Source organism: Luteimonas sp. BLCC-B24 (assembly GCF_028550595.1).
GTDB lineage: Bacteria > Pseudomonadota > Gammaproteobacteria > Xanthomonadales > Xanthomonadaceae > Luteimonas.
The window spans coordinates 1-26,740 of the sequence record NZ_JAQQGN010000002.1 but is presented as its reverse complement, the minus strand read 5'-3'; the positions used below and the strand labels follow the sequence as shown (position 1 = coordinate 26,740).

Below are 26,740 nucleotides of genomic sequence, written 5' to 3'. Positions count from 1 at the left end.
ACGGCCGAGGACGGATCGGCAGGACAGGACATCCGATGACACAGTCGTGGTACTACGCCGCCGGGCCGCATCGGCACGGCCCGCTTTCGCGCGATGCGCTGGTGCGTGCGCATCAGCAGGGTGTGGTCCGCGCCGACACGCCCGTGTGGCGCGAGGGCCTGGGCGACTGGCGCCCGTTCGCCGCGGTGGCCGCCGGACTCGGCATCGCAGTCGCAGGCGCGCCGCCGCCGTTGCCCGGCAGCCCGGCCCTGCCTCCCGCGCGCCGCGGCCTGCACGGCGCCTGGGTTGCGGTGATCGTCCTCGCCGGTCTGGCGGTCGTGGCGGTGCCGCTGCTCGCGGTCCTGGCGGCGATCGCCATCCCGGCCTACAACGACTACACCCTGCGCAGCCGGATCGCCGTGGCGCTGGCGGCGGCCGAGCCGCTGAAGGCCGCGGTGGCGCAGTCGGTGGCGGAGGGCCACTGCCCCACGCCCGACGATGCGCCGCACGATGTTGGCGGCAGGTCTGCCGGCGACGTCGCCGCGGCCCTCGCCGCACTCCGTGCCGACCCCGCGATCGCTTCGGCCCGCGTGGCCCGCGATCCCGTGGCCGGCGACTGCGTCGTCCATCTGCGTTTCGGCGACCTCGGCGATGCGCGCATCGACGGCACCCGTCTGGCCCTGTCGATCATCGACCAGGGCGGTTGGCGCTGCCGGGGCGACGCGCCCGAACGCCTGATCCCCGCGTACTGCCGGCACTGACACGCCGCGCCCCGACCGATTTCCGCAACCGGATCCTCCCGATGACCGACTGGTACTACGCCGACGCCTTCAACGCCCGACAGGGGCCCGTCCCGTCCGACACGCTGCTGCGCCTGTACCGCGCCGGGCAGATCCAGGACACCTCCCTGGTATGGCGCGATGGCCTGGTCGACTGGCGTCCCTTGCGTGAGCTCGCCCACGAGCTGGAGGCCGCCGGCCCGGCCGTGCCGCCCCCGGAGGCGTGGTCGCTGGAACCGGCCGAACCCGCCGTCCCGCCGGTCGACGAGGCCGCCCCAGCGTCCGAGGGCGCCGATTCCTGGCGCCCGCTGACCGAACGCGACGCCGCCCCCGCGCCGGTCTTCGGCCACGCGGCGAGCTCGCCCTATGCGCCGCCGGTCGCGCCGGTCGAGCGTCCCGATCGCGTGGTCCACGGCGGCGACGTCGTCTACGCCGGGTTTCTGAAGCGCGTGGCGGCCTACGTCATCGACAGCCTGATCGTCGGCGTGGCGGGCACGCTGGTCGTCGGCCTGGTGGGCGGCGTGATCGGCGGCCTGCTGGCGGTGAGCGGGGCCTTCAGCGAGATGACCCTGGTGGTCATCCAGCTGGCGGCGAACCTGCTGTCGATCGTGCTCACGGCCGCCTACTACGCCTGGTTCCACGCCTCGCACTCGATGGCCACGCCGGGCAAGATGGCCGTGGGCATCAAGGTGGTCCGCCTGAACGGCGAGCGCATTTCGCTGGCGCGTGCGATCGGCCGCTATGTCGCGACGATCCTCAGCGGCCTGATCCTCGGTATCGGCTTCCTGATGGCCGCGTTCACCGATCGCAAGCAGGCCTTGCACGACATGATCTGCGACACGCTCGTGGTCGACAAATGGGCCTTCACCGCCACGCCGGAGCTGCAGCGCCGCGAGCTGGGCACGGTGACCGTGGTGGTGCTGGCGATCACCGGCGTACTGCTGGCGCTCGGCGTGCTGTTCGTGCTGGCGCTCGTCGGCTGGGCGGTCTCGCGCTGAACCGCGGCCGCGGGTGTTGCTTGACACGTTGCGCCGCCCGTGATTCCACTATAAAAGCAACCGACCGCCCGGGGCCTGTCCCCGGGCGTCGTCATCTTCACCTTATTGACGGGCGCGCCGGTCCTCGGCGCACCCCGGGACCTCGCCCGCCATGGCCAAGAACCTCCTCATCGTCGAGTCGCCCGCCAAGGCGAAGACGATCAACAAGTACCTCGGTGCCGATTTTCAGGTGCTCGCGTCCTACGGCCACGTCCGCGACCTGATTCCGAAGGAGGGCGCGGTGGATCCTGCGCACGGCTTCGCGATGCGCTACGACCTGATCGAGAAGAACGAGAAACACGTCGAAGCGATCGCCAAGGCCGCCAAGGCCGCCTCCGGCATCTATCTGGCGACCGACCCGGACCGCGAAGGCGAGGCGATCAGCTGGCACATCGCCGAAATCCTCAAGGAACGCGGCCTGCTCGAAGGCCGTGACCTGCAGCGCGTGGTGTTCACCGAGATCACCCCGCGGGCGATCAAGGAGGCGATGCAGAAGCCGCGTTCGATCGCCGGCGATCTGGTCGACGCCCAGCAGGCGCGCCGCGCACTGGACTACCTGGTCGGCTTCAACCTCTCGCCGGTGCTCTGGCGCAAGGTGCAGCGCGGCCTGTCGGCCGGTCGCGTGCAGTCGCCGGCGCTGCGCATGATCGTCGAGCGCGAGGAAGAGATCGAAGCCTTCGTCGCGCGCGAGTACTGGTCGATCGAGGCCGCCCTCGCCCATCCCTCGCAGCCGTTCAGCGCCCGCCTGACCAAGCTCGACGGGCAGAAGTTCGAACAGTTCACCGTCACCGACGGCGATACCGCCGAGGCCGCGCGTGCGCGCATCCAGGCCGCCGCCCAGGGCGCGCTGCACGTCACCGACGTCGGCGCCAAGGAGCGCAAGCGCCGCCCGGCCGCGCCGTTCACCACGTCCACGCTGCAGCAGGAAGGCGCGCGCAAGCTCGGCTTCACCACGCGCAAGACCATGCAGGTCGCGCAGAAGCTCTACGAGGGCGTGGCGATCGGCGACGAAGGCACGGTCGGCCTGATCACCTACATGCGTACCGACTCGGTGAGCCTGTCGCAGGATGCGCTGGGCGAGATCCGCGACGTCATCGCGCGCGACTACGGCACGTCCTCGCTGCCGGACCAGCCCAACGTCTATACCACCAAGTCCAAGAACGCGCAGGAAGCGCACGAAGCCGTGCGCCCCACCTCCGCGCTGCGCACGCCCGCGCAGGTCGCGCGCTTCCTCAGCGACGACGAGCGCCGCCTGTACGAGCTGATCTGGAAGCGCGCCGTCGCCTCGCAGATGATCCCGGCCACGCTCAATACGGTCTCCGTGGATCTGGCCGCCGGCAGCGAGCACAGCTTCCGCGCCAGCGGTACCACCGTCGTCGTGCCGGGCTTTCTGGCCGTGTACGAGGAAGGCAAGGACAGCAAGGGCAAGGACGACGAGGACGAGGGCCGCAAGCTGCCGCAGATGAAGCCCGGCGACCGCGTGCCGCTGGACCGCATCATCGCCGAGCAGCACTTCACCCAGCCGCCGCCGCGCTTCACCGAAGCGGCGCTGGTGAAGGCGCTCGAGGAATACGGCATCGGCCGCCCGTCGACCTACGCCTCGATCATCCAGACCCTGCTGTTCCGCAAGTACGTCGAGATGGAAGGCCGCAGCTTCCGCCCGAGCGACGTCGGCCGCGCGGTGTCGAAGTTCCTCTCCAGCCACTTCACGCGGTACGTCGATTACGACTTCACCGCCAAGCTCGAGGACGACCTCGATGCGGTCAGCCGCGGCGAGGAGGACTGGATTCCGCTGATGGAGAAGTTCTGGGGTCCGTTCAAGGAACTCGTCGACGACAAGTCCGAGTCGGTGGACCGCAACGAGGCCACCGGTGCGCGCGAGCTCGGCACCGACCCCAAGACCGGCAAGCCGGTCAGCGTGCGCCTCGGCCGGTTCGGACCGTACGCGGCAATCGGCAGCACCGCCGAGGACGCCGAGGACAAGCCCAAGTTCGCCTCGCTGCGGCCGGGCCAGAGCATGCACACGATCACCCTGGAGCAGGCGCTGGAACTGTTCCTGATGCCGCGCGCGCTCGGCACCGACAAGGGCGAGGACGTCAGCGTCGGCATCGGCCGCTTCGGCCCGTTCGCCAAGCGCGGCAGCACGTACGCCTCGCTGAAGAAGGAGGACGATCCGTACACGATCGATCTCGCGCGCGCGGTATTCCTGATCGAGGAGAAGGAAGAGATCGCGCGCAACCGGATCATCAAGGAATTCCCGGACAGCGACATCCAGGTGCTCAACGGGCGTTTCGGCCCGTACATCAGCGACGGCAAGCTCAACGGCAAGATCCCGAAGGATCGCGAGCCGGCGTCGCTGACGTTCGAGGAGGTGACCAAGCTGCTCGAGGAAACCGGCAAGCCGGTGCGCAAGGGCTTCGGCGCGAAGAAGGCGGCGGCCAAGAAGGTCGCGGCGAAGAAGGAACCCGCCGCGAAGAAGGTGGCCGCCAAGAAGGCCCCGGCCAAGAAGGCGGCCAAGAAGACCGCGAAGAAGGCGACGAAGAAGGTCGCCAAGAACGCCGTCGCGCCCGCCGCCGAGCCGGCGAAGCCGCTGTTGACCGCCGCCAAAGTCACGCCGGGCAAGAAGCGCGTGGTCAAGGCAGGCCGCGATGCGTCCGCCACGGACGACGCACCGTTCTGAGGCGCCGGCCTTGAGCGCACCGGTGCTCGACGCGATCACCGCCGCCGCGCTGCTCGGGCGCGGCGGCGTGATCGCCTATCCCACCGAGGGCGTGTGGGGTCTGGGTTGCGATCCCTTCGACCGCGACGCGGTGCTCCGCCTGCTCGACATCAAGCAACGCCCGGTCGACAAGGGCGTGATCCTGATCGCCGGCACGCTCGCGCAGCTCGATCCGATCATCGACTGGGCGTGTCTGCCCGCGCCTGCGCGTGCGCGCGTGACCGGCAGCTGGCCGGGTCCCAACACCTGGATCGTCCCCGCACGCGCGGACGTACCGGCGTGGATCACGGGCGCGCACACCCGCGTCGCGGTGCGGCTGAGTGCGCATGCCGACGTCGTGGCGCTGTGTGCGGCGTTCGGCGGCGCACTGGTCTCGACCAGCGCGAACCTCACCGGAGAACCTGCGGTCGCCGAGCGCGATGCACTCGACCCGCGCCTGCTTGCGCGCGTCGACGGTGTCCTCGACGGCCGGACCGGCGGCCGCACGGGACCGTCGACGATCCGCGATGCGCTGAGCGGCGCGCTGTTGCGGGCGTAGGCCGTCCGGCGTCGACTGTCTGCCCGGCGGGCGCGCGGTTTCCAGGCCATCCCGTGCCCGGTGCCGGCGCGTGCATGCGTGCGACCGGCCGGCGCTCCGCGCTCGCCGCATGCGGTTGCAGACGCAACTGAAATCCCTTCAAAAACCGGGTTGTCGCACTGCACAAACTATGCTCTAGTCGAAGGCCGGCGTGGATGCGTTGTCGCGATGCAAGGACCTTGGCGCTCCGATCCCCGCGCCAGCCATGCAGCTCTCGACGGATTGCGATGACGACGATGCGGGAACACCCGGATCGGGGCCTCTACGACCCCGCTGATGAACGCGACGCCTGCGGCTTCGGGCTCATTTCGACGATCGGCGGCGACGCCTCGCGCCGCATCGTCGACGGCGCGTTGCAGGCGCTGTCGCGCATGGCGCATCGTGGTGGCATCGCGGCCGACGGCCTCTCGGGCGACGGCTGCGGCGTGCTGCTGTACGCGGCCGATGCCTTCGTCGACACCCTGGCCGCCGAGGCCGGATTCGAGTTCGTCGGCGCGCGACGCGCGGCGGGCATGGTGTTCCTGCCGCACGACGCCGAGGCCGCAGCGCAGTGCCGCGCGGCCCTCTCCGCGCGGCTGCGGGACGTCGACGTCCATGTCGCCGGCTGGCGCGAGGTGCCGACCGACGATGCGGCGCTGGGCGCGCTGGCGCGCAGCTCGATGCCCCGCATCGAACAGGTCTTCGTCACCGCCGACGGCGACGACGTCCCGGCGTTCGAACGCGCGCTGTACCTGGCCCGGCGCCGCGCCGAGGTCGATCTGCGCGCACACGCGGCGTTCTACGTCGTCGGCCTCACCCCCGGCCTGCTCGGCTACAAGGGCATGGTGCTGCCGGGGCACCTGACCCAGCTGTTCCCTGACCTCGCCCGCGACGATCTCGCGGCCAAGACCGTGGTCTTCCACCAGCGGTTCTCGACCAACACGCTGCCGCGCTGGACACTGGCGCATCCGTTCCGGCGCCTGGCGCACAACGGCGAGATCAACAGCATCGAGGGCAACCGGCGCTGGGCCCAGGCACGCCGCGGCGTGTGGGCGTCGCCCAAGCTGGACATCTCCGAGTTCGACGAAACCGTGACCATGCACGGCTCGGACTCGCAGACGCTCGACAACATGCTCGAGTGGATGCTGCTCGGTGGCATGGACCTGCTGCAGGCGATGCGCATCCTGATGCCGCCGGCCACGCAGTCGCTGGAATACAAGGACGCCGACCTCGCCGCGTTCTACGAGTACTACGCGATCAATTCCGAGCCGTGGGACGGGCCGGCCGGCGTGGTGATGTGCGACGGCCGCCATGCCGCGTGCACGCTCGACCGCAACGGCCTGCGCCCGGCGCGCTGGACGCTGTCGCGCGACGGCGTGTTCGTCATCGCCTCGGAGACGGGCATCTGGGACATCGCGCCCGAGCGCGTCCAGGCCAAGGGCAAGCTCGGCCCCGGCGAGATGATCGCGATCGATCTGACCACAGGCACCCTGCTCGACAACGACGCGATCGATGCGGTCAACCGCGCGCGCGCGCCGTACAAGCAGTGGCTCAAGCGCGGCATGAGCTATCTGCACACCGAACTGATCGATCCCGCGCTCGCTGCCGAGCCCTTCGCGCCCGATACCCTGCTCGCGTTCCAGAAGCTGTTCCAGCTCACCCGCGAGGAACAGGAATCGGTGCTGCGGCCACTGGCCGAGACCGAGCAGGAGGGCATCGGTTCGATGGGCGACGATGTGCCGATGGCGGCGATCAGCCAGCGCGTGCGGCCGCTCTACGACTGCTTCCGCCAGGCCTTCGCCCAGGTCACCAATCCGCCGATCGATCCGCTGCGCGAAGGCGCGGTCATGACGCTGTCCACGCAGATCGGCCGCGAGGGCAACATCTTTCTCGACTGCGCGGACAACGTGCACCACGTGCTGCTGAACTCGCCGGTGCTCTCGCAGCGCAAGCTGCGGCAGTTGCTGGCGCTGCCGCGCTTCGCCGATGCCAACCGCCTGCTGCATCTGTACTTCGACGCCGAGACCGAAACCCTCGAAGGTGCGCTGCGCCGCCTCTGCGCCGAGGCCGAGGCGGCGACGCGTGCGGGCGTCGAAATCCTGCTGCTCAGCGACCGCTACCCCAAGCGCGGCATGGTGCCCGTGCACGCGCTGCTGGCGACCGGCGCGATCCACCTGCATCTGGTGCGCGCGGGCCTGCGCTGCGACGTGAACCTGCTGATCGAAACCGGCACCGCGCGCGATCCGCATCACTTCGCGTGCCTGATCGGCTTCGGCGCCACCGCCGTGTATCCGTATCTCGCATTCCAGACCCTGCACGCGCTGGGGCGCCGCGGCGTGCTCGCGACCAAGGTCGGCAACGAGCATCTGCAGCTCGGCCGCAGCTACCGCCGCGGCATCCGCAAGGGGCTGCTGAAGATCATGTCCAAGATGGGCATCGGCAGCATCGCCAGCTATCGCGGCGCGCAGCTGTTCGAGATCGTCGGTCTCGCGCCGGAAGTCGTCGACCTGTGCTTCGAAGCGACGCCGTCGCGCATCGGCGGCGCCGGCTTCGCGCGGCTCGAGGCCGACGCCCGCCATCTCGCCGAGCAGGGCTGGGACGACACCGCCCTGCCCGAGCCCGGCGGCCTGCTGCACTACGTGCACGGCGGCGAGTACCACCAGTTCAATCCGGACGTGGTGACCTCGCTGCAGCGCGCGGTGCTGACCGGCGAGCGCAGCGACTGGAAGCGCTACTCGGAGTTCGTCGATGCCCGCCCGCCGGCCGCGCTGCGTGATCTGCTGCGTCCGAAGGCCGCCGCGGTGCCGGTTCCACTCGACGAGGTGGAACCGGTGGCGGCGATCGTGCGCCGTTTCGACTCCGCCGCGATGAGCCTCGGCGCGCTGTCGCCCGAGGCGCACGAGGCGCTGGCGATCGCGATGAACCGTCTGGGCGGCCGCAGCAATTCCGGCGAAGGCGGCGAGGATCCCGAGCGCTACGGCAGCGAGCGCCGCAGCAAGATCAAGCAGATCGCCTCGGGTCGTTTCGGCGTGACGCCCGAGTACCTGATCAACGCCGAAGTCCTGCAGATCAAGATCGCGCAGGGCGCCAAGCCCGGCGAAGGCGGCCAGCTGCCCGGCAGCAAGGTCAATCCGCTGATCGCGCGCCTGCGCTATGCCAAGCCCGGCATCGGCCTGATCTCGCCGCCGCCGCACCACGACATCTATTCGATCGAGGATCTGGCGCAGCTGATCTTCGACCTGCGCCAGGTCAATCCCGAGGCGTTGATCTCGGTGAAGCTGGTCAGCCATGCGGGCGTCGGCACGATCGCCGCCGGCGTGGTCAAGGCCGGCGCCGACCTGATCACGATCTCGGGCCACGACGGCGGCACCGGCGCCAGCCCGCTCGGGTCGATCCGCTACGCCGGTGCGCCGTGGGAACTCGGCCTGTCGGAAGCGCGCCAGGCGCTGCAGTACAACGACATGCGCGGTCAGGTGCTGCTGCAGACCGACGGCGGCCTGAAGACCGGCCTGGACGTCATCAAGGCGGCGATGCTCGGCGCCGACACCTTCGGCTTCGGCACCGCGCCGATGATCGCGCTGGGCTGCAAGTACCTGCGCATCTGCCATCTCAACAACTGCGCCACCGGCGTGGCCACGCAGGACGAGCGCCTGCGCGCGAACCACTACACGGGTCTGCCCGAGCGCGTGGAGACCTTCTTCCGCAACGTCGCCGAGGACGTGCGCGAACATCTGGCCGCGCTCGGCGTGCGTTCGCTCGGCGAGATCACCGGCCGCACCGATCTGCTCGAACAGCACCTGCGCCACACCCGCGACGCGGTCGACGTCGATCTGGCCATGCTGCTGCGCCGCGACCCGGACAAGCCGCTGGCCTGGTGCGGTGCGCCGGCGCTGCAGGCGCCGCCCGATGGCCTGGCCGCGGCACTGGAGGCGCGCGTGTCGAAGGCGATCGAACGCGGCGAAGGCGGCACGTTCGACTTCGACATCCGCAACACCGACCGCAGCATCGGCACGCGCCTGTCGGGCCTGATCGCACGGCAGCACGGCAATACCGGCATGAGTGACCGGCCGGTCACCCTGAACCTGCGCGGCACCGCCGGCCAGAGCCTCGGCGCATTCAACGCCGGCGGCCTGCACATCGATCTCGAAGGCGACGCCAACGATTATGTCGGCAAGGGCATGGCCGGAGGCCGCATCGTGCTGCGTCCACCCGCCGGCAGCGTGTTCGAATCGCGCGAGACGCCGATCCTCGGCAACACCTGTCTCTACGGCGCCACCGGCGGCGAGCTCTACGCCGCCGGCCGCGCGGGCGAGCGCTTCGGCGTGCGCAACTCGGGCGCGGTCGCGGTCGTCGAAGGCGCGGGCGATCACTGCTGCGAGTACATGACCGGCGGCGCGGTCGCGGTGCTGGGCCGCATCGGCCTGAATTTCGGCGCCGGCTTCACCGGCGGCATCGCCTACGTGCTCGATCTCGACCGTGATTTCGTCGACCGCTACAACCACGAGCTCATCGACATCCTGCGCGTCACGCCCGAGGCCTTCGACAACTACCGCTCGCACCTGCGCGATCTGATCGAGACCCATGCCCGTCTCACCGGCAGCGCCTGGAGCGCCCGCCTGCTCGACGAGTTCCGCGATTTCGTCGGCAAGTTCTGGCTGGTCAAGCCCAAGGCCGCGAGCCTGGAAGCGCTGGCCGAGGATCTGAGGCGGGCGGCGTGAAAGCGGTGATTGGTGGATTCGTGACTGGTGATTCGGAACAGCGGTCTGTCGCAGGCTTTCCGATCTCCCGGTGTTCGCCGATTCGCGCCGCGCAACACGCGGCCAGTGGAGGCACAACTGCGTTTTCGAATCACGAATCACCAATTACGAATCACCGCTCCCTGATCACGAATCACGGCTCATGACCAAACGCGACGTCTTCCGCTTCCTCAACGAGCCACGCGCGATGCCGGGCAAGGTGCCGCTCGCGCTGCGCACCAACGGCGACTGGAACGAACTCTACGGCCGCTTCGAGGACCGCGAGGCGGCGCGCCAGGCGGACCGCTGTCTCGACTGCGGCAATCCGTATTGCGAAGCCAAGTGCCCGGTGCACAACTACATTCCGAACTGGCTGAAGCTGGTGCAGGAGGGCCGCCTGCTCGAGGCCGCGGCCCTGTGTCACGAGACCAACCCGCTGCCCGAGATGTGCGGCCGCGTGTGCCCGCAGGACCGGCTGTGCGAAGGCGCGTGCACGCTCGACGACGGCTTCGGTGCGGTGACCATCGGTGCGGTCGAGAAGTACATCGTCGACACCGCCTTCGCCCAGGGCTGGCGGCCCGACCTGTCCAAGGTCGTGCCGACGGGGCAGCGCGTGGCGGTGATCGGCGCCGGACCGGCCGGTCTCGCGTGCGCGGACCGCCTGGTGCGCGCCGGGATCGGCGCCGTGGTGTTCGACCGCTACGAACAGATCGGCGGGCTGCTGCAGTTCGGCATTCCCAGCTTCAAGCTCGACAAGTCGGTGATCGCCACGCGCCGCGCGGTGCTCGAAGGCATGGGTGTGGAGTTCCGGCTCGGCGTCGAGGTCGGCCGCGACGTCGAACTCGCCGCGCTGCTGGCCGAGTTCGACGCCGTGTTCGTCGGCACCGGCGCCTATCGCTACACCGACGGCGGCCTGCCCGGCCAGGACCTGCCGGGTGTGCTGCCCGCCCTGCCGTTCCTCGTGCACAACGGCCGCATCGTCACCGGCGGCGACACCTGGGGCCGGCCGATCGCCGGCTGGGAAACCACACTGGCGTTGCCGGCGCTCGAGGGGCGGCACGTCGTCGTGCTCGGCGGCGGCGACACCGGCATGGACTGCGTCCGCTCGGCCGTGCGCCTGGGCGCGGCCAGCGTGACGTGCGCCTACCGCCGCGACGAGGCCAACATGCCGGGCTCGGCACGTGAGGTCGGCAATGCACGCGAGGAAGGCGTGCGCTTCCTGTTCAACCGCCAGCCGCTGGCGATCGAGTCCGATGCGACGGGCCGTGTCGCGGGCGTGCGCGTCGCGCAGACGCGGCTCGGCCCGCCCGACGCGAACGGCCGCCAGCGCGCCGAGCCCGTCGAGGGCAGCGAATCGCGGATCGACGCGGACGTGGTGATCATCGCCTTCGGCTTTTCGCCGGTGCTGCCGGACTGGCTGGCCGCGCACGACGTCGCCGAGCAGGGCAACGGGCGCATCCGGGTCGGCGGGGAACGCCGCCTGCCCTACCAGACCGCGCATCCGAAGGTGTTCGCCGGCGGGGATGCGGTGCGCGGCGCGGACCTGGTGGTGACCGCGGTGCAGGAAGGCCGCGACGCGGCGGCCAGCATCGCGCGGATGCTGCGCCGCGCCGACGCGACACGCGGCTCCGCGCTCGACGCGGCCTGAACCGCACCGCCTGAACCGACCGTTCGCGGGCGCGGGCCGGATTTCCCTCGGCCGGCCAGCCATTGCATGATGGCGGCATGCGCCTGCTCACGATTTCCGCCCTCGCCCTGATGCTCGTACCGGCACTCGCGGCCGGCGCGCAGGCCCAGGACGATGTCCGTGTCTACCGTTGCACCGACGAGCGCGGCCGGGTCGCGCTGCGGGATTCGCCCTGCGACGGTGGCCAGCGCCAGGAAGTGCGCACCATGCTGCGCCCCGTCGACGGCACCCCGATCGAGCGTCCGGCGCCGCCACCGCCGGCGGCTGTCCCTCCGCCCGCCCCGCAGATCATCGTGGTCAATGCGCCACAACCGATGTACCGCTGCATCCGGCCGGACGGCAGCAGCTACACCAGCGATTCCTCGGAAGGCAATCCGCGCTGGGTCCCGTTGTGGACGCTGGGCTACGGCCCGCCCCGCGGGCGCCCGCCGCACACCGGTCGCCCGCCCGACTACGGCGGTGGGGGCCGGCCTCCACGGGCCGCGGTCGGCTATGGCGGAGCGGGCACCTGGGTGCGGGACGAGTGCCGGCCGATGCCGCAGGCCGAGGTCTGCCGCCTGATCACCGAGCGCCGGGAGGCGATCCGCCAGCGGTTCTTCAACGCGCAGCCCACCGAGCGCGCCGAACTGAGCCGCGAGGAGCGCGCGATCGATGCGCGCCTGGCCCAGGACTGCCGGCGATGATCCGGGCATGGCCCCCGACGGCGCTCGGGCTTGCACTCACCCTGACGGCCCTGCTCGCCGCGCCGCTGCCGGCGCGCACGGAGCCAACGGTGATCTACCGCTGCACCGCGCCCGACGGCGAGGTGACGTTCCAGAACGGCACGCCGTGCGCCGCCGGCCACCAGCAGCAGCGCCGGGTCATCGACATCGCCGCGCCGCTGCCGGCCTTCGTGCCGGCGCCCGCCGCGCCCGCGCGCGCGCCGGCCGTGCCCCTGATCTCGAGCCTGCCCGCGGCGACCGTCGCGAAGGCGGACACCCAGCGCGACGCTGGGCCCAAACCGCCGCCGCCCGCGCTCTACAGCTGCCGGGTGTACGACAACAGCACCTACTGGCGCGAGGACGACACGCCGCCGGCGCGCTGCCGTCCGCTGCAGACCGTCGGCATCGGCGGCGTGCCGGGCCTGGGCGCGGGCCAGGCCTGCGAGCGCCACGAGGATGTCTGCACGCCGGTGCCGGACGGGGACCTGTGCCGCAGCTGGGACGCGCGCGTGCGCGAGGCCGAATTCCGCTGGCGCTTCGGCGACGACGGCGCACGCGAATCCGCGCGCATCGAGTACGAACGCCTGTTCACGCAGTTGCAGGACAGCGCCTGCGCGCCCTGACTGCCGCTCAGAGCCAGCGCCGCACCGCGCGCATGTAGGCGGTGTACTCGGCGCCGAAGCGTGCCTGCAGCCGCGCTTCCTCGAACGGGATGATCGCGTACTGCAGCGCCAGCACCGGCAGCGGCAACAGCACCAGCGCCCACGGCAGATCGAGCATCAGCGCCAGCCCTACGTACGCCATCACCTGGCTGACGTAGATCGGATTGCGGGTCAGCCGGAACGGACCGGCGAGGATCAGCCGCGCCGGCGTGTGCGCAGGGATGATCGTGGTGCGCCGGCGCACGAACAGCGCGAACGAGCACAGCGCCAGCACCAGCGACGTATTGGCCAGCACCGTGCCCACGAGCTGCAGGGCCGGGCGCACCGTCTCGGCCGGCAACGGCAGGCCGAGCGCGTGCTGCAGGCCGGCGCCGACGAGAAAGGCGAGCACGCACTGCACCGGCGACGTGCTGCGGACCAGGAACGGCGCGCGCGGCGCGGCCGAGGCGGCGTCAGAAACCATGGCGCAGGAACCCGCCGTCGACGGCGATGCATTCGCCGGTGATGTAGGCCGCCGCGGGCAGGCACAGGAACGCGACCGCGGCTGCGACGTCTTCAGGCTCGCCGATCCGCCCCATCGGCGTGCGCAGCAGCACCTCGTCGAGATAGTCGGGATCGGCCAGCGGCTCGGACGTGCGGCGGGTGCGGATGTACCAGGGCGCGACCGCGTTGACGCGCACGCCGTCCTCGGCCCACTCGACCGCGAGATTGCGGGTCATCTGGTGCAGCGCGGCCTTGCTCATGCCGTAGGCGGCCCCGGTGCGCACGTGGGTCAGGCCCGAGACGCTGCCGACGTTGACCACGCTGGAGGTCGCATGCTGGGCCAGCAGCGGATGTGCGTACCGGGTGAGTTCGAACGCGCTGAAGACGTTGACCTCGAAGATCTCGCGCCACTCGTCCTCGGTGTAGTCGGTCGCGGCGCGCTGGGCGTTGCCGCCGGCGTTGTTGACCAGGATGTTCAATCCGTCGCCCTGGTCCTCGACCCAGTCGAGGATCTCCCGGCGCTGGTCCTCGTCGACGACGTCGGCGATCAGCGCGCGCACGTCGCCGTCCGGGCGCTCGTCGAGCAGTTCGTCGCGGGTCGCCTCGAGCGCATCGCCATTGCGGCCGACGATCAGCACGGTGGCGCCGAAACCCAGCAGCTCACGCGCGATCGCGCGACCGATCCCGGCACTGCCGCCGGTCACCAGTGCCAGTTGCCCGTCCAGGCGCCAGCGGTTCGGATCCATCGAATTTCCCCGGATTACGTCGGCGTTAGGATAGCGCCGAGCCTGTCCGCTGGAGTGCCTCATGCCCCTGCCCCGCCTGTTGCCGCGTGTCCGCCGCGCGTGTGCGGCGGCCGCGTTCGTGCTGTTCGCCGGCGCCGCGTGCACGCCGCCGCCGGATGCACCGACCGAAAAACCCGTGGAGCCGCAATCGACGCAGCTGCGCGACGCGATCCGCGAACCGCTCGACACCGCGCGCGACGCCCAGCGCACGCTGGACGACAACGCCGCGCGCCAGCGCCGGGCGATCGAGGACGCCGGCGGCTGAGACGCGCCGGCGCGGCGGCTCACCAGTCCGTCGGTGCGTAGTCCTTGAGGAACTGGCCCCAGACATGGGTGCCGGTGTTGATGCCGTCGATGATCGGATCGACGATGCGCGCCGCGCCGTCGACGATGTCGAGCGGCGGATGGAAGCGCTCCTCGACGATCTTGCGCGCGGCGATCTCCACCGGATCCTCGTCGGTCACCCAGCCGGTGTCGACCGCGTTCATGTGGATGCCGTCGCCGTGGTAATCGGCGGCGGAGGTGCGCGTCATCATGTTCAGCGCGGCCTTGGCCATGTTGGTGTGCGGGTGTTTGGTGGTCTTGAAGTTGCGGTAGAACTGCCCCTCGACCGCAGAGACGTTGACGATGTGCTTGTCGCGCTCCGACGTCCGCGTCATCAGCGTCTTCAGGCGCGCATTGATGATGAACGGGGCCACCGCGTTGACCAGCTGCGTCTCCAGCAGTTCGACCGCCGGCACCTCGTCCATCTGCAGGCGCCACGAGTTGCGGCCGCGCAGATCCACCTGCTGCAGGTCCTTGTCGACCCGGCCTTCGGGAAACAGATGCGCCTGGCCGACCAGTTCATCGGCGAGCAACGGCACCTGCGACAGTTCCGCGGCGCGCGCCAGACCGGCGCGGCCCGCGCTGCGCTCGACCAGCGACTGGCTGCCGCCGGGCAGCAGATCGGCCGCGCGCAGGCCCTCGTAGCCGCCGACGAGCTTGCGCACGTGCTCGGGCAGCGTGTGCAGGGCGGCGGTTTCACCGGCCATCATGTGCGCGTAGAACGCGGGCGGCCGACGCACGGTCTGGCAGGCGTTGTTGACGATGAAGTCGAGCCGGTCGCGCGTGGCGACGAGCTCGGCGCAGAACGCTTCGACGCTCGGCGTGTGACGCAGATCGAGGCCGAAGACCTCCAGCCGGTGGCCCCAGTCGGCGAAGTCCGGCTCCTGCGCGTAGCGCTGCGCGGAATCGCGCGGGAAGCGCGTGGTGACGATCAGCGCGCACCCCGCGCGCAGCAGCTTCAGACCGGCCTGGTAGCCGATCTTGACCCGGCCGCCGGTCAGCAGCGCGACGCGGCCGCTGAGATCGGCGGTCTCGGTGCGCTTGCGGAAATTGAAGTCCGCGCATGTCGGGCACAGCTGGTCGTAGAAGTGATGGATCTGCGTGTACTTCTGCTTGCAGACGTAGCAGTGCAGCAGCTCCGGTGATTCCGCGAAGCGCGGCGCCTCGGGGGCGGCATTGCGCGGATCGTGCTGGCCGGGCGGCTGCGGCGGGAAGTAGTTCGGCGTGGTGAACACCGGTTTGCTGCGCAGTACGCGGATACCGGTCTGGTCGAGCAGGGCCTCGGTGCGCCGCGCCTTCTCGCGGTTGGCCTCGCGCAGCGCCTGCTTGGCCTGCTTGCGGCGCGCGCGCGGCTCGGGATGGTGGACGAGAGCGACGGCCTGCAGCAGGCGGATGCGCTCGTCCTCCGGCAGGCCGTCGAGCACGCTGCGGTCGTCGCGGATCGCCTCGAGCAGTTCGAGCGCGATGCGTGCGCGCTGCAGCAGGGCGTCGTCGGCGTCGGAGGCCGGGGGCGGTGCGGAGGTCGAATTCAAGAGCGTGTCCGTGGGCGTGCGCGACACCTCGGACGCGGGGCGCCGGTGTCGTGCGGGAAGCGTGCGGTGCATCGGCGGGTCGGCCGTCGCGGGCGTGGGGCGGTCGCGATACCGGCGCGGGGGCGCCCGGTGCGTGACCATGCCGGGATCGGAGGAATCCGCGACCGGGGCATTTTCGCCGATCGGCGGGGGCCGTGCCATCGGGGGGCTTGTGGACAACGGCCGGGCACACCGACGCCCACGGGTTGCAGGCCCCCGATGGGCGGGATGGGCCGCTCGGCGCGCCCCCCCCGGCTGTTGAATCGCGCGGAGACGACGGATGCCTGGAAGATTTCGAGAAGCGCCGATGGCGAGGACGCCGCTCCTCATCCCGGCGCTCGCCGCGATCCAGCGCGCGGTGCAGCCGGACGCAGGCGTGGAACGCGTCGAAAACGAAGGGCGCTTTCAGGACGCGCCGGGCCACCGCCGTCATCCCTGCGTAGCCGGGGTCCACGGACCTCGGCTGCGCCGGGAGCAGCGTCCCGGGATGACCGGAGGTTCGTCCGGCACAAGCGCCGCCTCCGCGGCAACGACGACTTCGAAGATCCGGCGTGCGTCTGGAAGCCTAAGGCTTCGGCAGAACGCAAAACGCGGTTCGCCGGAAGTGGCCCTAGCGCGCCACCGGCCGATACACGATGAAGATCACCAAGTCCTCGTCGCCGATCTGCGCCAGCGCATGGCGGTCGCCGCTGCGGGTGAGGATGGCGTCGCCCGGGCCGACCTCGCGCACGGTGTCGTTCAGGGTCAGCCGGCCGCGGCCGGAGAGCACGTAATAGATCTCGTCCTTGTCGTTGACGTGGTCACCGATGGTCGCGCCGCGGTGGAACGCGCGCTTGCGGAAGACCAGGTCGAAGCCGGTGGCGTCGGCGAAGAACGGATAGGCCGTCGTCGTGCCCAGACCCGCGTGCGGGCCCGGCTGTTCGATCGCGATGTCGCGCTCCTGCACGACCACCGACGGCGACACGGGGGCTGCCGCCGGCGCAGGCAGGGCATTGCATTCGCCCGCCGTCACGGGTGCCACAGGCGCCGCGGCATCGATCTCGCGCCAGCCGGCCGCGACCAGGCAGGCCACGGCGTTGGCGCCGGCGTCGCTGAAATGGGTGCCGTCGGCCTTGCCCTGGGTGAACATGAAATAGGCCTTGGCTCCGTCTTCGCCATGCGCGCGGATCCAGTCGCTGGACAGCGCGTCGAGATCGATCAGCGCGACGCCCTCGCGTGTCGCCAGGTCCTGCATCGCCAGCGTGTAGCGCCCGTGCGTGTCGACCAGTGAACGGAAGTCGTAGAGCAGCCGGGCGACCGGGGTGATCAGGATCGGCGTGGCGCCGCTTGCGCGCGCGACTTCGATGTAGCGCTGGAGAAAGCGCGGATAGTCGGTGGCCGGATCGGCATAGCGCGTGGCGTCCTCGCGCTTGGCGTCGTTGTGGCCGAACTGGATCAGCAGCACGTCGCCCGCGCGGATCTCGCGGGCGATCGCGTCGAGCCGGCCTTCGTCGATGAAGCTGCGCGTGCTGCGCCCGCCCGCGGCGTGGTTGCGGACCTCCCAGCCCTCGGCGGTCCAGTCCGGAAACTTCTGGCCCCAGCCGGCCTGTGGTGCGCGCTCGGCGCCGTAGGTCGCGGCGGTGGAATCGCCGGCGATGAAGATGCGATGCGGCGCCGACGACGCCGCGGATGCAATACCCGCGACACCCAGGAGCAGCAGCGACAACAGATGGTGCTTCATGCGGGCGCTCCGCCGGAATCCGGGTGGACACCGCAGGTCGCCGCACCCGGCGGCGACCTGCGTCGTGCAACGGTTCGCGCCGGGCTTACTTGCCCAGCACGCGCTTGACGTAGGCGACGATGGCCTCGTCCTGGGCGTTGTCGAAGAACGCCTTCTGGAAGCGCTCGCCGCCGACGGCCTGCTTCACCAGCTCCTGGTCGATCGCCTTGAGGCCTTCGACGAAGTCCTTCGATGCGCCCTTCTTGACGTCGGCCAGGATGCCGGCGTTGGTCATCTGCGATTCCTTGCGCTCGGCCGGGTAGCCCTGGCCGCGCTCGCCGTCGAACGCTTTCTCGAAGATGTAGCGGATGTTGATTTCCGCGCCCCAGCCGTAGCCCTTGGCGAACGGCAGGGCCAGCGCGTTGCCGTTGTTGACCTGCGCGAACAGGAAGGCGTCGGTCGGCTCGATGCAGTAGCCGCAGTACACGCCCGGCCAGGCGTTGAGCGACATCATCGCGCCCTGGCCCGTGCCACAACCGGCGACGACGAAATCGACCGCCTTCGAGTTGAGCAGCAGCGCAGCGCAGATGCCGAGGTGGATGTAGGTCAGGCGATGGTCGTTGTCGCCGTCCATGCCGACGTTGTAGACGGTATGGCCGCGCTCGGCGGCGACGGTCTCGAGCTGCTCCAGCACCACCGGGTTCTTGGCGGCCTGGCTGAATTCCTGCATCAGTGCGATTTTCATGACGACTCTCTTGGTTCGATTGGAAACGATGGATGCGCCCGCGGGCATGGGGTGCGTGCCTGCGCGCGTGGTCGCGCCCGGAGGCGCTTCAGGCGATGGAACGACGGGCGATCAACGCGCCAGCCAGCCGCCGTCGACCGGGATCACCGCGCCGTTGACGTAGTCCGACGCGCGGCTGGCGAGGAACACCGCGGTGCCGCCCAGATCCGACGGCTCGCCCCAGCGCGCGGCCGGAATGCGGTCGAGAATGGCCTTGTTGCGGTCCGCATCGGCACGCAGCTGCGCGGTGTTGTCGGTGGCCATGTAGCCCGGCGCGATGGCGTTGATGTTGACGCCCTTGCTGGCCCATTCGTTGGCCAGCAGGCGGGTGATGCCGGCGATGCCGGACTTGCTGGCGGTGTACGACGGCACACGGATGCCGCCCTGGAACGAGAGCATCGAGGCGATGTTGATGATCTTGCCGCCGCCCTGGGCGATGAAATGCCGGCCGGCCGCCTGCGACATGAAGAACGCGGACTTGATGTTGACGTTCATCACGTCGTCCCAGTCCTTCTCGCTGAAATCCACCGCATCCGCGCGGCGGATCAGCCCGGCGTTGTTGACCAGGATGTCGAAACCGCCGAGACCGTCGAGCGTCTCCTTCACCACGCGCTCGATCGGCTCGACGCTGATCAGGTTGGCCTCGATCGCGACGAAACGGCGGCCCAGCGCTTCCACCTTGGCCTGGGTGTCGGTGGGGGCCTGGATGCCGGCGGCGGCGATGTCGGCGCCGGCTTCCGCCAGCGCCAGCGCGATGCCCTGCCCCAGGCCGGTGTTGGCACCGGTCACCAGCGCGACCTTGCCCTTGAGGCTGAACGGATTCGTCATTGCATTGCTCCTGTTGCGATGCGTGGGGTGGCCGGTGCGGCCGTTACTTGAGCTGGCAGATGTCCAGCACCTGCATGTCGGTGTAATCGAGGTTCTCGCCGCCCATTGCCCAGATGAAGGCGTAGTGGGACGTGCCGGCGCCCATGTGGATCGACCAGGGCGGCGAGACGACGGCTTCGTTGTTCCGCACCACGATGTGGCGCTGCGCATCGGGCTCGCCCATGAAGTGGTACACGCGGTCCGCATCGCCGAGGCCGAAGTAGAAATAGACCTCGCTGCGGCGGTCGTGCAGGTGCGGCGGCATCGTGTTCCAGACGCTACCCGGTTCGAGGACGGTCAGCCCCAGCAGCAACTGCGAGGAGCGGCAGGTCGCCGGCACGATGTACTGGTAGATGGCGCGGGCGTTGCTGGTTTCGAGCGCGCCGCGTTCGAGCGGCACCGCGTCGGCGATCGAGATCTTCGTGGTCTCGAAGCGCGCGTGCGCCGGCGTCGAGACCAGATAGAACGTCGCCGGCGCGGCCGCGTCGTCGGAGGCGAACACGACCTCGGCGCTGCCCATCGCCACGTACAGGCCGTCCTTCGGCGCGAGCGCATGGACGGTGCCGTCGACGGTCACCGTGCCGGCACCGGTGCCGACGTTGACGATGCCCAGCTCGCGCCGCTCGAGAAACGGGCGTCCGGCCGCGGACGCGGGTTCAGCCTGCACCGGAAGCGACACCGCACTGGCCACCGGCGCGGCGCCGCCGACAACCAGGCGCTCGTAATGCGTATAGCTCAGGCGCAGCGCATCGTCGACGAACAGGCCGTCGAGCAGATACAGATCGCGCAGGGCGTCGTTGGAGATGCCCTGCATCACCCCGGGGTGGGTGGCGTAGTAGGTCTTCTGGTACATGGCGGACTCCGAGGCGGACGCGCTGCTCCAGGCGGAAGCGTGATTCTAGGCCTTTCGGTAACCGGTGTCATACCGCGCCGCCGCAAATGCGGCGATGTCCGCGCGACGGCGCCATGCGGTCATGGGCGCGTTCGAGTCCCGGGCACGCGTCCGCACGCGGGGCAACGCGAACCGGGCATGCGTCGGCCGGCACGGTGTTGTGCGATGCGGCGGAACACGCGCGGGCCCTGGTCGGTGCACGCCCTCCGCCTGCGCCTCGGGACGGTACGCCCGGCGGCGCTCCACGCGCCGCCGCCCCGGTCAGCCGGGAGGCTGGCAGGAATCGCGCACGATCAGATGCGGGCGCACGCTGGCGAGCGGGCGCGGCGTCCCCTCGGGCTGCAGCAGCATCGCGGCCGAAATGCGCCCGGTGTCGCGGGTGTCGCGGCGCACCGAAGTCAACGGCGGCCAGAGCCGCGACGCCAGGGGACTGTCGTCGTAGCCCACCACCGAGAGCTGGCGTGGAATGCTGATACCGGCACGCATCGCCACGCGATAGACGCCGGCCGCCATCTCGTCGTTGCCGCAGAAGATCGCCGTCGGGCGCTTCTTCGCGCCGAGCAGGGTCTCGGCCGCGGCCACGCCGGATTCGAAGGTGTAGCCGGCCTCGACCACGCGCGCCTTCGGCAATTCGATGCCGCGGCGCTCGAGCGCGCCGATGAAGCCCTGCGAACGCTCGATCGACGAGCGGTAGTCGCTGGGGCCGGTGATCATCGCGATGTCGGTATGTCCGAGGGACTGCAGGTAATCGGCCACTTCGGCCGCGCCGTCGTGGTCGTGGGTGACGACCATGCGCTCGGGCGTGTCCATGGACACGGCCGCGATGCGCAGGTAGCGCACGTCGATCTCGGCCAGCATGTCGGCCAGGGCCTGGTCCTCGGACACGCGCGGCACCAGCATCACGCCGTGCAGCTTCTGCTGCTGCACGAAGCGGCGCACGCCGTCGATGTAGTTCGGGCTGCGGCTGTCGCAGGGATGCACCACCAGCTCGAAACCGGAGCCGCGCAGCGTGTCGAGCGCGCCGTACTGCATGTTGACGATGAACTGCGCGGTCGGATTGTCGTAGACCATGCCGATCAGGAAGGAGCGGCGGAACGCCAGTCCACGCGCCAGCGGATCGGGCACGTAGCCCACCTCGCGCATCAGGGTCTCGACCTTCTCGCGCGTGTCCTGACGCACCAGCGGCGAATTGTTGATGATCCGCGACACGGTCTTCTTCGACACGCCGGCCAGACGCGCGATGTCGTTGATCGTGGCCGCGCGCGCGGGTTCGCCCGGCTTCGGAATCTTGCTCTTTGCGGGCATTCGGGTCCCCGGACCGTTGTCGTGCGGTGTCCATGATAGGCGAAGACCGGCACCGCACCGGACGGCCGGCCTGCGTGCCGCGCTCAGTCCAGTGCGCGGTAGCGGAAATTGTGGAAGCGCACGTCGCCCTCGCCCGCGGCGTAGATCGCGGGTTTCAGCGCCAGAAAGCCGCCGGCCACGTTGTGGTGGTAGCCCGAGACTTCCATCTGCACCGGGTACTTTTCCCAGGCCCGGCCGTCGCGGCTGGTATGGAGGGTGACGATGTGGCGGTTGTTGGTGACCCGCAGCCACAGGCGTCCGCCCGGCCCGGGCGGCAGGGTGGTCGGCCGTTCCAGTCCGTAGCGGTGCATCACGAACCGGTCGCCGTTGCTGCCGACGCCCGCATAGAGCCGGTCGCTGTAGAACAGCAGCGCCCCGCCCTGCGCGCCGGGCGCGATCTCCATCTCGACCTCGAACTGGTAGGCCTTGTCGCCCGCGATCGCGGTGAGCGGCGAGCTGTCGCGCGGTGACGTGCCCTTGCCGCGCAGGGTCATCGCACCGCCGCCGAAGGACAGCCGCGCGTATTCGTCCTGGGCCGGGTTGAAGAATGACCACTGGTGGCCCAGCGCGTCGCCGTCGAAGCTGTCCGACAGCGCCATGCCGTGCTCGCCGACCGACTCGCCCGCCGGCATCGCCAGGGGCTGTCCCAGGTCCCCGCCCCTGGCGACGTACCAGCCGTCGTCGGTCCACTCGATCGGCTCGAGCAGCGCCTGCCGCCCGAGCGTCCAGTACCCGTTCTCGTAGCCGTGGTAGATCATCCACCAGCGGTCGTCGACGCCTTCGACGATCGTGGCGTGGCCGCGCGACCACCACGGCTCGTCGCGGCTGACCGTCCGCACGATCGGGTTGTGCGGCGAGTTCTCCCACGGGCCGTGGATGGAACGCGAGCGCGCGGTGATCACCATGTGGCCGGTCGGCGGACCGGCGGTGCCGCCCACGGCGGTGGTCATGTAATACCAGCCGTCGCGGAAATTGATCTTGGGCCCTTCCTGGGCGTAGGCCTCGACATCCCAGTCTTCCGGGTAGCGCCAGCCGTCGTAGACGTGCCGGATCTCACCGACCACGCTCAGGCCGTCGTCGGCCAGTTGCACGTAGTCACCGGCGCTGAGGAACAGGTACCGCTTGCCGTCCTCGCCCACCGCGTGACCCGGATCGATGTGGCCCGGCAGCCCGATGTCGATCGGCTCGCTCCAGGGGCCGCGGATGTCGTCGGCCCAGACGACGAAGTTGCTGCGGGTGCTGCCTTCGGTGCCGCCCTGGCGGGCGGGGAAATAGATGTAGTAACGGCCTTCGTGCTTGACGATGTCCGGCGCCCAGATCGAACCCACGTTCTTCGTGATCGCATGACCCAGCGGCTGCCAGTTCACCAGATCGCGCGAATGCCAGACCGGAAGGCCCGGATAGGCATCGAACGAGGACTGGGTGAGGTAATAGTCGTCCCCGTCCTTGAGCACCGACGGATCCGGACGGTCACCGGCGAAGACCGGATTGAGGAACGTGCCGTCACCCAGATCGGCCTTGCGCTGATGCTCGATGCCGCGCGCCCAGGCTTCGGAGGCCGCGCTCGGGGTCTGCGCCGCAGCGGCGAAGGCGGCCGTGGCCAGAAGCGCCGCGCACAGCGCGGCGGCGAGCGTCGGACGGGCAGACGTCATACGGAACTCCGATGGGGACACAGACAGGCGGCTGGCTGATGCCGATGACACCGCTGGTCATGGACCGTAGCAAAGCCCGGGCGCGCGGGCATTCTGCAACGCAGCAGTCGCGGTCGGCGCACGGGCAGCGCGCAGGATCGCAGCCCGCGGCATCGCCGGGTCCGACGCCGAACGCATCGCAGATGCAGCAAGCACGCGGCGCAGCGCTGCGCTACGCTCGGTGCTCCTGCGCAGCAACGGCGACGCGAGGCACGATGCGTCCGTCCACCGGTGTACAGCGCACGGGCACGGGGTCGTGACCGCAGTCGCGGAACGGCATGGGAGGGCGGCGCTTCGCCGCGAACGCATCGGGAACCACAGCACATGGGCAACAGCACCAGCGAAGGCGCGGCGGGCGCGCCGCGCGGCGAAAACACCGGCTTGATCATCCTCATCAGTTGCGTGGCGACGATCGGCGGCTTCCTGTTCGGCTTCGATTCGGGCGTCATCAACGGGACCGTCGACGGCCTGCAACGCGCCTTCAATTCGGACTCGGTCGGCACCGGGTTCAACGTCGCCTCGATGCTGCTGGGCTGCGCCGTGGGCGCATTCTTCGCCGGCCGGCTGGCCGACGTGTTCGGCCGGCGCAGCCTGTTGATCGTGGCGGCCGTGCTGTTCCTGGTCTCGGCCTGGGGGTCGGGCGTGGCGAACGGTTCGCTGGAGTTCGTGCTCTACCGCATCGTCGGCGGCCTGGCCGTCGGCGCGGCCAGCGTGATGTCGCCGGCCTACATCAGCGAGGTCTCCTCGGCGCGCTACCGTGGCCGGCTGGCGACGGTGCAGCAGATCGCGATCATCGGCGGCCTGTTCGCGGCGTTTCTCAGCAATTACCTGCTGGCCCGCGTGGCGGGTGGCTCGACCGCGGAATTCTGGGGCGGTTACCAGGCCTGGCGCTGGATGTTCTGGATCGAGATCGCGCCGGCGGCGCTGTTCCTCGTCGCGCTGTTCGCGATTCCCGAGAGCCCGCGCTTTCTGGTGGCACGCGGTCGCCTGGCCCAGGCCGAGCGCGTGCTGGTGCGCCTGTACGGCGATGTCGCCGGACGCCGCAAGCTGGACGAGATCCGCGATTCGCTGGCCGCCGACCAGCACCGGCCGAAGTTCTCGGACCTGGTGTCCAAGGTCACCGGACGCGTGCGCCCGATCGTCTGGGTCGGCATCGGCCTGGCGGTGTTCCAGCAACTGGTCGGCATCAATGTGGTGTTCTACTACGGCGCGGTGCTGTGGCAGGCGGTCGGCTTCTCGGAGAACGACGCGCTGCTGATCAACGTGCTGTCGGGTGCGCTGAGCATCGGCGCCTGCATCGTGTCGCTGCTGCTGGTGGACCGCATCGGCCGCAAGCCGCTGCTGTGGATCGGCTCGGCCGGCATGGCGGTCACGCTGGCGGCGGTGACCGCGGCGTTCGCTACCGGCACGCTCGGCGACGACGGCCGCCTGCTGCTGTCGGATTCGATGGGCGTGCTGGCGCTGGTGGCGGCCAATCTCTACGTGATCTTCTTCAACGCGTCCTGGGGCCCGGTGATGTGGGTGATGCTCGGCGAGATGTTCCCCAACCAGATCCGCGGCTCGGGCCTCGCGGTCGCCGGTCTGTTCCAGTGGGGCGCGAACTTCCTGATCACGTGGACCTTCCCCATGCTGCTGGCCGGCATCGGCCTCGCCGGCGCCTACGGGCTGTATGCGGCCGCCGCCGCGCTGTCGGTGGTGTTCGTGCTGCGCTACGTGCACGAAACGCGCGGCCGCGAACTCGAGCAGATGGAAGGCTGATGCGCCTCGGGCTCGCGGCCAACCGCCGGCACCACGCGAGCGCCGATGCGGCCCTGTTCCGCTGGCTGCGCGCCAGCGGCGCGGGCCTGCGCGAGCTCGGCATCGGCCTGCATGCGGTCGGGCGCACGTATGACGCGATCGTCCGTCACCGCGCGTTCGACGGCTATCCCGGCCTGGTGCGCTATCCCTACGGGCGCGAGGGCGGCCTGATGAAGCTCGTCGCCGAGGTCGTCGGGCTCGGCGAGGGCCGCACGCTCGACGGTGCGGTCTATCTGATCGACCCGGTCGACCCGTCGTCGATCTTTCCCGAGGCGGTGGCGCTGAAGCGCCAGTGCGTGATCCAGGGCAAGCCGTTCCTGTCCACGGTGGCCTCGGCCCGCGACTGGGTGGAAAGCGAGCGCATCCACGCCGGGTTCGCGCCCGATGCCGGCGCCGACGCGTTGCACGCCTTCGAAGCGCAGACGCTGGCACTGATCGCGCACGACGCGATGAAGCCACAGATGCTCGAATTCGCCGACCGCCACTTCGAGCTGCTCTCGCGCTTCGGCGCACGCATCGCCACCGGCACCACCGGCCAGCGCCTCAACGAACTCGCCTGGCGCCGCGGCTGGCCGCAGGACCAGCCCTGGGCGCAGCGCTTCCAGAGCGGCCCGCTCGGCGGCGACGCGCAGATCGCCGACCGCGTGCTCGACGGCCGCTGCCAGCGCGCGGTGTTTTTCGAGGATCCGCACGTCGCGCGGCAGCACGAGGCCGACATCCAGCTGCTGGAGCGCGCGGTCACCACCGTGACCGACACCGTGGCCTGCCTGACCTCGCCCGCGGTGGCGGAGCGGTGGGCGCAGGCGGCCGCGCGCCGCGCGGCGATGCCCTGAACCTGCACGGGGCGCGGAGGCCGCGGGTCACGGGCGCTGCGTCCGGCCGGCCTCCGCGCGCACGCCCGCTCCCGCATCCGGTCATCCCGATACCCCGTATAGGCACGCGCGCGCGCGCGATGGACGTCCGGCGACATCGCTCTGCAGGCGTCGGCGCACACGGGAACGCCCTCGCGCGCAAGCGCGCTCCTACGCATCCAGCCCCACCGGAATTCCCGTAGGAGCGCGCTCGCGCGCGAACAGCTCCGGCCAGGATCACGCTTAACGCGAGCGAGCAGGCAGCCTGCACCCCATCTTTTCAGACTGTTTCCATGGCGCCGGATTCGGACCCGCTCCAGTGTTCTGCTCCAGGCCGACGCTGGCTGTGCTTTCCTCTCGCCTGCGGCTTCCGCTCTGGCTCTGGCTTTGGCTTTGGCTTTGGCTTTGGCTTTGGCTTTGGCTTTGGCTTTCAGCGTTTGACATTTCGAGCCGTTTAGCGAGCCGAGCACCGGAGTCTGACGCGGCCGTAGAGGCGCCCATGTCTGAGCGAAGCGAGTTTGGGCGCCGTGCCGCGTCAGGCGAGGAGCGGAGGGGACCGGCGCGGCGCAGCCGCGTCGGCCCGCGCCCGGCGAAGGGACTTTTTGGTTCCTTTTTGGTCCCTCAAAAAGAAACTCGCACGCGCAAGCGGGCGAAAGCCGCGCACTGGCCTTGCTTCGCTTCGTTCACCCACTGGCGCCCGATTCCAATGATTCGCGAACAACAGAGCTTCCGCGCTGTTCGCGCGGCTTACTTTTGTCTTGTCAAAAGTAAGCACGACAGCGCCGATGCGCTGGCG

The 26,740-nt window shown here is 70.1% G+C and carries 20 protein-coding genes; 11 read left to right on the top strand and 9 right to left on the bottom strand.

The window, feature by feature from the left end; all coding sequences use genetic code 11:
• Positions 1-35 precede the first annotated feature (35 nt).
• The 8 genes from PQS31_RS04455 (at position 36) to PQS31_RS04420 (ending at position 12,817) form a co-directional block, all read left to right on the top strand.
• On the top strand, positions 36-740 hold the full coding sequence (locus PQS31_RS04455) for a GYF domain-containing protein (protein WP_272761473.1): 705 nt from the start codon (positions 36-38) through the stop codon (positions 738-740).
• Between the two features lie 41 nt (positions 741-781).
• Positions 782-1,756, top strand: a complete 975-nt coding sequence (locus tag PQS31_RS04450; RefSeq protein WP_272761472.1) for an RDD family protein — start codon at positions 782-784, stop codon at positions 1,754-1,756.
• A gap of 151 nt (positions 1,757-1,907) precedes the next feature.
• Positions 1,908-4,475 carry a DNA topoisomerase I gene (locus PQS31_RS04445; RefSeq protein WP_272761471.1) on the top strand — a complete coding sequence of 856 codons (2,568 nt, stop codon included), beginning with the start codon at positions 1,908-1,910 and terminating at the stop codon, positions 4,473-4,475.
• 10 nt (positions 4,476-4,485) lie between these two features.
• Complete coding sequence (locus tag PQS31_RS04440; RefSeq protein WP_272761470.1) at positions 4,486-5,052, top strand: Sua5/YciO/YrdC/YwlC family protein; 567 nt, start codon at positions 4,486-4,488, stop codon at positions 5,050-5,052.
• 275 nt (positions 5,053-5,327) lie between these two features.
• Positions 5,328-9,788: a glutamate synthase large subunit gene (gltB, locus tag PQS31_RS04435; protein ID WP_272762105.1), complete on the top strand. Its 4,461-nt coding sequence runs from the start codon at positions 5,328-5,330 to the stop codon at positions 9,786-9,788.
• A gap of 181 nt (positions 9,789-9,969) precedes the next feature.
• Positions 9,970-11,454 carry an FAD-dependent oxidoreductase gene (locus PQS31_RS04430; RefSeq protein ID WP_272761469.1) on the top strand — a complete coding sequence of 495 codons (1,485 nt, stop codon included), beginning with the start codon at positions 9,970-9,972 and terminating at the stop codon, positions 11,452-11,454.
• Between the two features lie 77 nt (positions 11,455-11,531).
• Positions 11,532-12,176 (top strand): hypothetical protein, encoded by a 645-nt coding sequence (locus PQS31_RS04425; RefSeq protein WP_272761468.1) that lies wholly within the window; start codon positions 11,532-11,534, stop codon positions 12,174-12,176.
• A complete protein-coding gene (locus tag PQS31_RS04420) occupies positions 12,173-12,817 on the top strand; it encodes a hypothetical protein (RefSeq protein WP_272761467.1) in 645 nt (214 codons plus the stop codon). The genes PQS31_RS04425 and PQS31_RS04420 overlap by 4 nt, the downstream gene beginning before the upstream one ends.
• A gap of 7 nt (positions 12,818-12,824) precedes the next feature.
• Here the strand turns inward: PQS31_RS04420 and PQS31_RS04415 are convergent, their stop codons facing one another.
• Both PQS31_RS04415 and PQS31_RS04410 read right to left on the bottom strand, forming a co-directional pair.
• Positions 12,825-13,319, bottom strand: coding sequence for an isoprenylcysteine carboxylmethyltransferase family protein (locus PQS31_RS04415; protein ID WP_272761466.1), 495 nt, complete (start codon positions 13,317-13,319; stop codon positions 12,825-12,827).
• Entirely contained in the window at positions 13,309-14,085 is a 777-nt protein-coding gene (locus tag PQS31_RS04410) for an SDR family oxidoreductase (protein WP_272761465.1), read from the bottom strand. Before PQS31_RS04410 ends, PQS31_RS04415 begins: the two co-directional genes overlap by 11 nt.
• Before the next feature lie 61 nt (positions 14,086-14,146).
• Here PQS31_RS04410 and PQS31_RS04405 point away from each other — a divergent pair, with 61 nt between their 5' ends.
• A complete protein-coding gene (locus PQS31_RS04405; protein WP_272761464.1) occupies positions 14,147-14,389 on the top strand; it encodes a hypothetical protein in 243 nt (80 codons plus the stop codon).
• A 19-nt stretch (positions 14,390-14,408) separates the two neighbouring features.
• On the opposite strand, the gene PQS31_RS04400 is transcribed toward PQS31_RS04405, so the two are convergent.
• The 7 genes from PQS31_RS04400 to PQS31_RS04370 all read right to left on the bottom strand — a co-directional run bounded on the left by PQS31_RS04400 (position 14,409) and on the right by PQS31_RS04370 (position 23,257).
• On the bottom strand, positions 14,409-15,980 hold the full coding sequence (locus PQS31_RS04400) for an SDR family oxidoreductase (protein WP_272761463.1): 1,572 nt from the start codon (positions 15,978-15,980) through the stop codon (positions 14,409-14,411).
• 649 nt (positions 15,981-16,629) lie between these two features.
• Positions 16,630-17,739, bottom strand: coding sequence for a GDSL-type esterase/lipase family protein (locus tag PQS31_RS04395; protein WP_272761462.1), 1,110 nt, complete (start codon positions 17,737-17,739; stop codon positions 16,630-16,632).
• Positions 17,740-17,824: 85 nt separating this feature from the next.
• Positions 17,825-18,463, bottom strand: a complete 639-nt coding sequence (locus PQS31_RS04390; protein WP_272761461.1) for an RpiB/LacA/LacB family sugar-phosphate isomerase — start codon at positions 18,461-18,463, stop codon at positions 17,825-17,827.
• Between the two features lie 111 nt (positions 18,464-18,574).
• A complete protein-coding gene (gene kduD, locus PQS31_RS04385) occupies positions 18,575-19,330 on the bottom strand; it encodes a 2-dehydro-3-deoxy-D-gluconate 5-dehydrogenase KduD (RefSeq protein WP_272761460.1) in 756 nt (251 codons plus the stop codon).
• Between the two features lie 43 nt (positions 19,331-19,373).
• Positions 19,374-20,222, bottom strand: coding sequence for a 5-dehydro-4-deoxy-D-glucuronate isomerase (gene kduI / locus PQS31_RS04380; protein ID WP_272761459.1), 849 nt, complete (start codon positions 20,220-20,222; stop codon positions 19,374-19,376).
• A gap of 300 nt (positions 20,223-20,522) precedes the next feature.
• Positions 20,523-21,566 carry a LacI family DNA-binding transcriptional regulator gene (locus tag PQS31_RS04375; RefSeq protein WP_272761458.1) on the bottom strand — a complete coding sequence of 348 codons (1,044 nt, stop codon included), beginning with the start codon at positions 21,564-21,566 and terminating at the stop codon, positions 20,523-20,525.
• Positions 21,567-21,649: 83 nt separating this feature from the next.
• The gene (locus PQS31_RS04370; RefSeq protein ID WP_272761457.1) at positions 21,650-23,257 is read right to left on the bottom strand and encodes a family 43 glycosylhydrolase; all 1,608 of its coding nucleotides are present in this window, start codon (positions 23,255-23,257) and stop codon (positions 21,650-21,652) included.
• A gap of 363 nt (positions 23,258-23,620) precedes the next feature.
• On the opposite strand from PQS31_RS04370, the gene PQS31_RS04365 reads away from it, so the two are divergent.
• Together PQS31_RS04365 and PQS31_RS04360 are read left to right on the top strand one after the other, a co-directional pair.
• The gene (locus PQS31_RS04365) at positions 23,621-25,054 is read left to right on the top strand and encodes a sugar porter family MFS transporter (RefSeq protein ID WP_272761456.1); all 1,434 of its coding nucleotides are present in this window, start codon (positions 23,621-23,623) and stop codon (positions 25,052-25,054) included.
• A complete protein-coding gene (locus PQS31_RS04360) occupies positions 25,054-25,926 on the top strand; it encodes a methylglyoxal synthase (RefSeq protein ID WP_272761455.1) in 873 nt (290 codons plus the stop codon). Before PQS31_RS04365 ends, PQS31_RS04360 begins: the two co-directional genes overlap by 1 nt.
• The last annotated feature ends 814 nt before the right edge of the window (positions 25,927-26,740 follow it).

Bases quoted from the DNA above. Each gene is read 5' to 3' on its own strand.
- PQS31_RS04360 (WP_272761455.1), top strand. From the start codon at position 25,054: ATGCGCCTCGGGCTCGCGGCCAACCGCCGGCACCACGCGAGCGCCGAT.
- PQS31_RS04420 (WP_272761467.1), top strand. From the start codon at position 12,173: ATGATCCGGGCATGGCCCCCGACGGCGCTCGGGCTTGCACTCACCCTG.
- PQS31_RS04410 (WP_272761465.1), bottom strand. From the start codon at position 14,085: ATGGATCCGAACCGCTGGCGCCTGGACGGGCAACTGGCACTGGTGACC.
- PQS31_RS04370 (WP_272761457.1), bottom strand. From the start codon at position 23,257: ATGACGTCTGCCCGTCCGACGCTCGCCGCCGCGCTGTGCGCGGCGCTT.
- PQS31_RS04425 (WP_272761468.1), top strand. From the start codon at position 11,532: ATGCGCCTGCTCACGATTTCCGCCCTCGCCCTGATGCTCGTACCGGCA.
- kduD (WP_272761460.1), bottom strand. From the start codon at position 19,330: ATGACGAATCCGTTCAGCCTCAAGGGCAAGGTCGCGCTGGTGACCGGT.
- PQS31_RS04430 (WP_272761469.1), top strand. From the start codon at position 9,970: ATGACCAAACGCGACGTCTTCCGCTTCCTCAACGAGCCACGCGCGATG.
- gltB (WP_272762105.1), top strand. From the start codon at position 5,328: ATGCGGGAACACCCGGATCGGGGCCTCTACGACCCCGCTGATGAACGC.
- PQS31_RS04445 (WP_272761471.1), top strand. From the start codon at position 1,908: ATGGCCAAGAACCTCCTCATCGTCGAGTCGCCCGCCAAGGCGAAGACG.
- PQS31_RS04365 (WP_272761456.1), top strand. From the start codon at position 23,621: ATGGGCAACAGCACCAGCGAAGGCGCGGCGGGCGCGCCGCGCGGCGAA.
- kduI (WP_272761459.1), bottom strand. From the start codon at position 20,222: ATGTACCAGAAGACCTACTACGCCACCCACCCCGGGGTGATGCAGGGC.
- PQS31_RS04415 (WP_272761466.1), bottom strand. From the start codon at position 13,319: ATGGTTTCTGACGCCGCCTCGGCCGCGCCGCGCGCGCCGTTCCTGGTC.
- PQS31_RS04450 (WP_272761472.1), top strand. From the start codon at position 782: ATGACCGACTGGTACTACGCCGACGCCTTCAACGCCCGACAGGGGCCC.
- PQS31_RS04405 (WP_272761464.1), top strand. From the start codon at position 14,147: ATGCCCCTGCCCCGCCTGTTGCCGCGTGTCCGCCGCGCGTGTGCGGCG.
- PQS31_RS04390 (WP_272761461.1), bottom strand. From the start codon at position 18,463: ATGAAAATCGCACTGATGCAGGAATTCAGCCAGGCCGCCAAGAACCCG.
- PQS31_RS04395 (WP_272761462.1), bottom strand. From the start codon at position 17,739: ATGAAGCACCATCTGTTGTCGCTGCTGCTCCTGGGTGTCGCGGGTATT.
- PQS31_RS04375 (WP_272761458.1), bottom strand. From the start codon at position 21,566: ATGCCCGCAAAGAGCAAGATTCCGAAGCCGGGCGAACCCGCGCGCGCG.
- PQS31_RS04455 (WP_272761473.1), top strand. From the start codon at position 36: ATGACACAGTCGTGGTACTACGCCGCCGGGCCGCATCGGCACGGCCCG.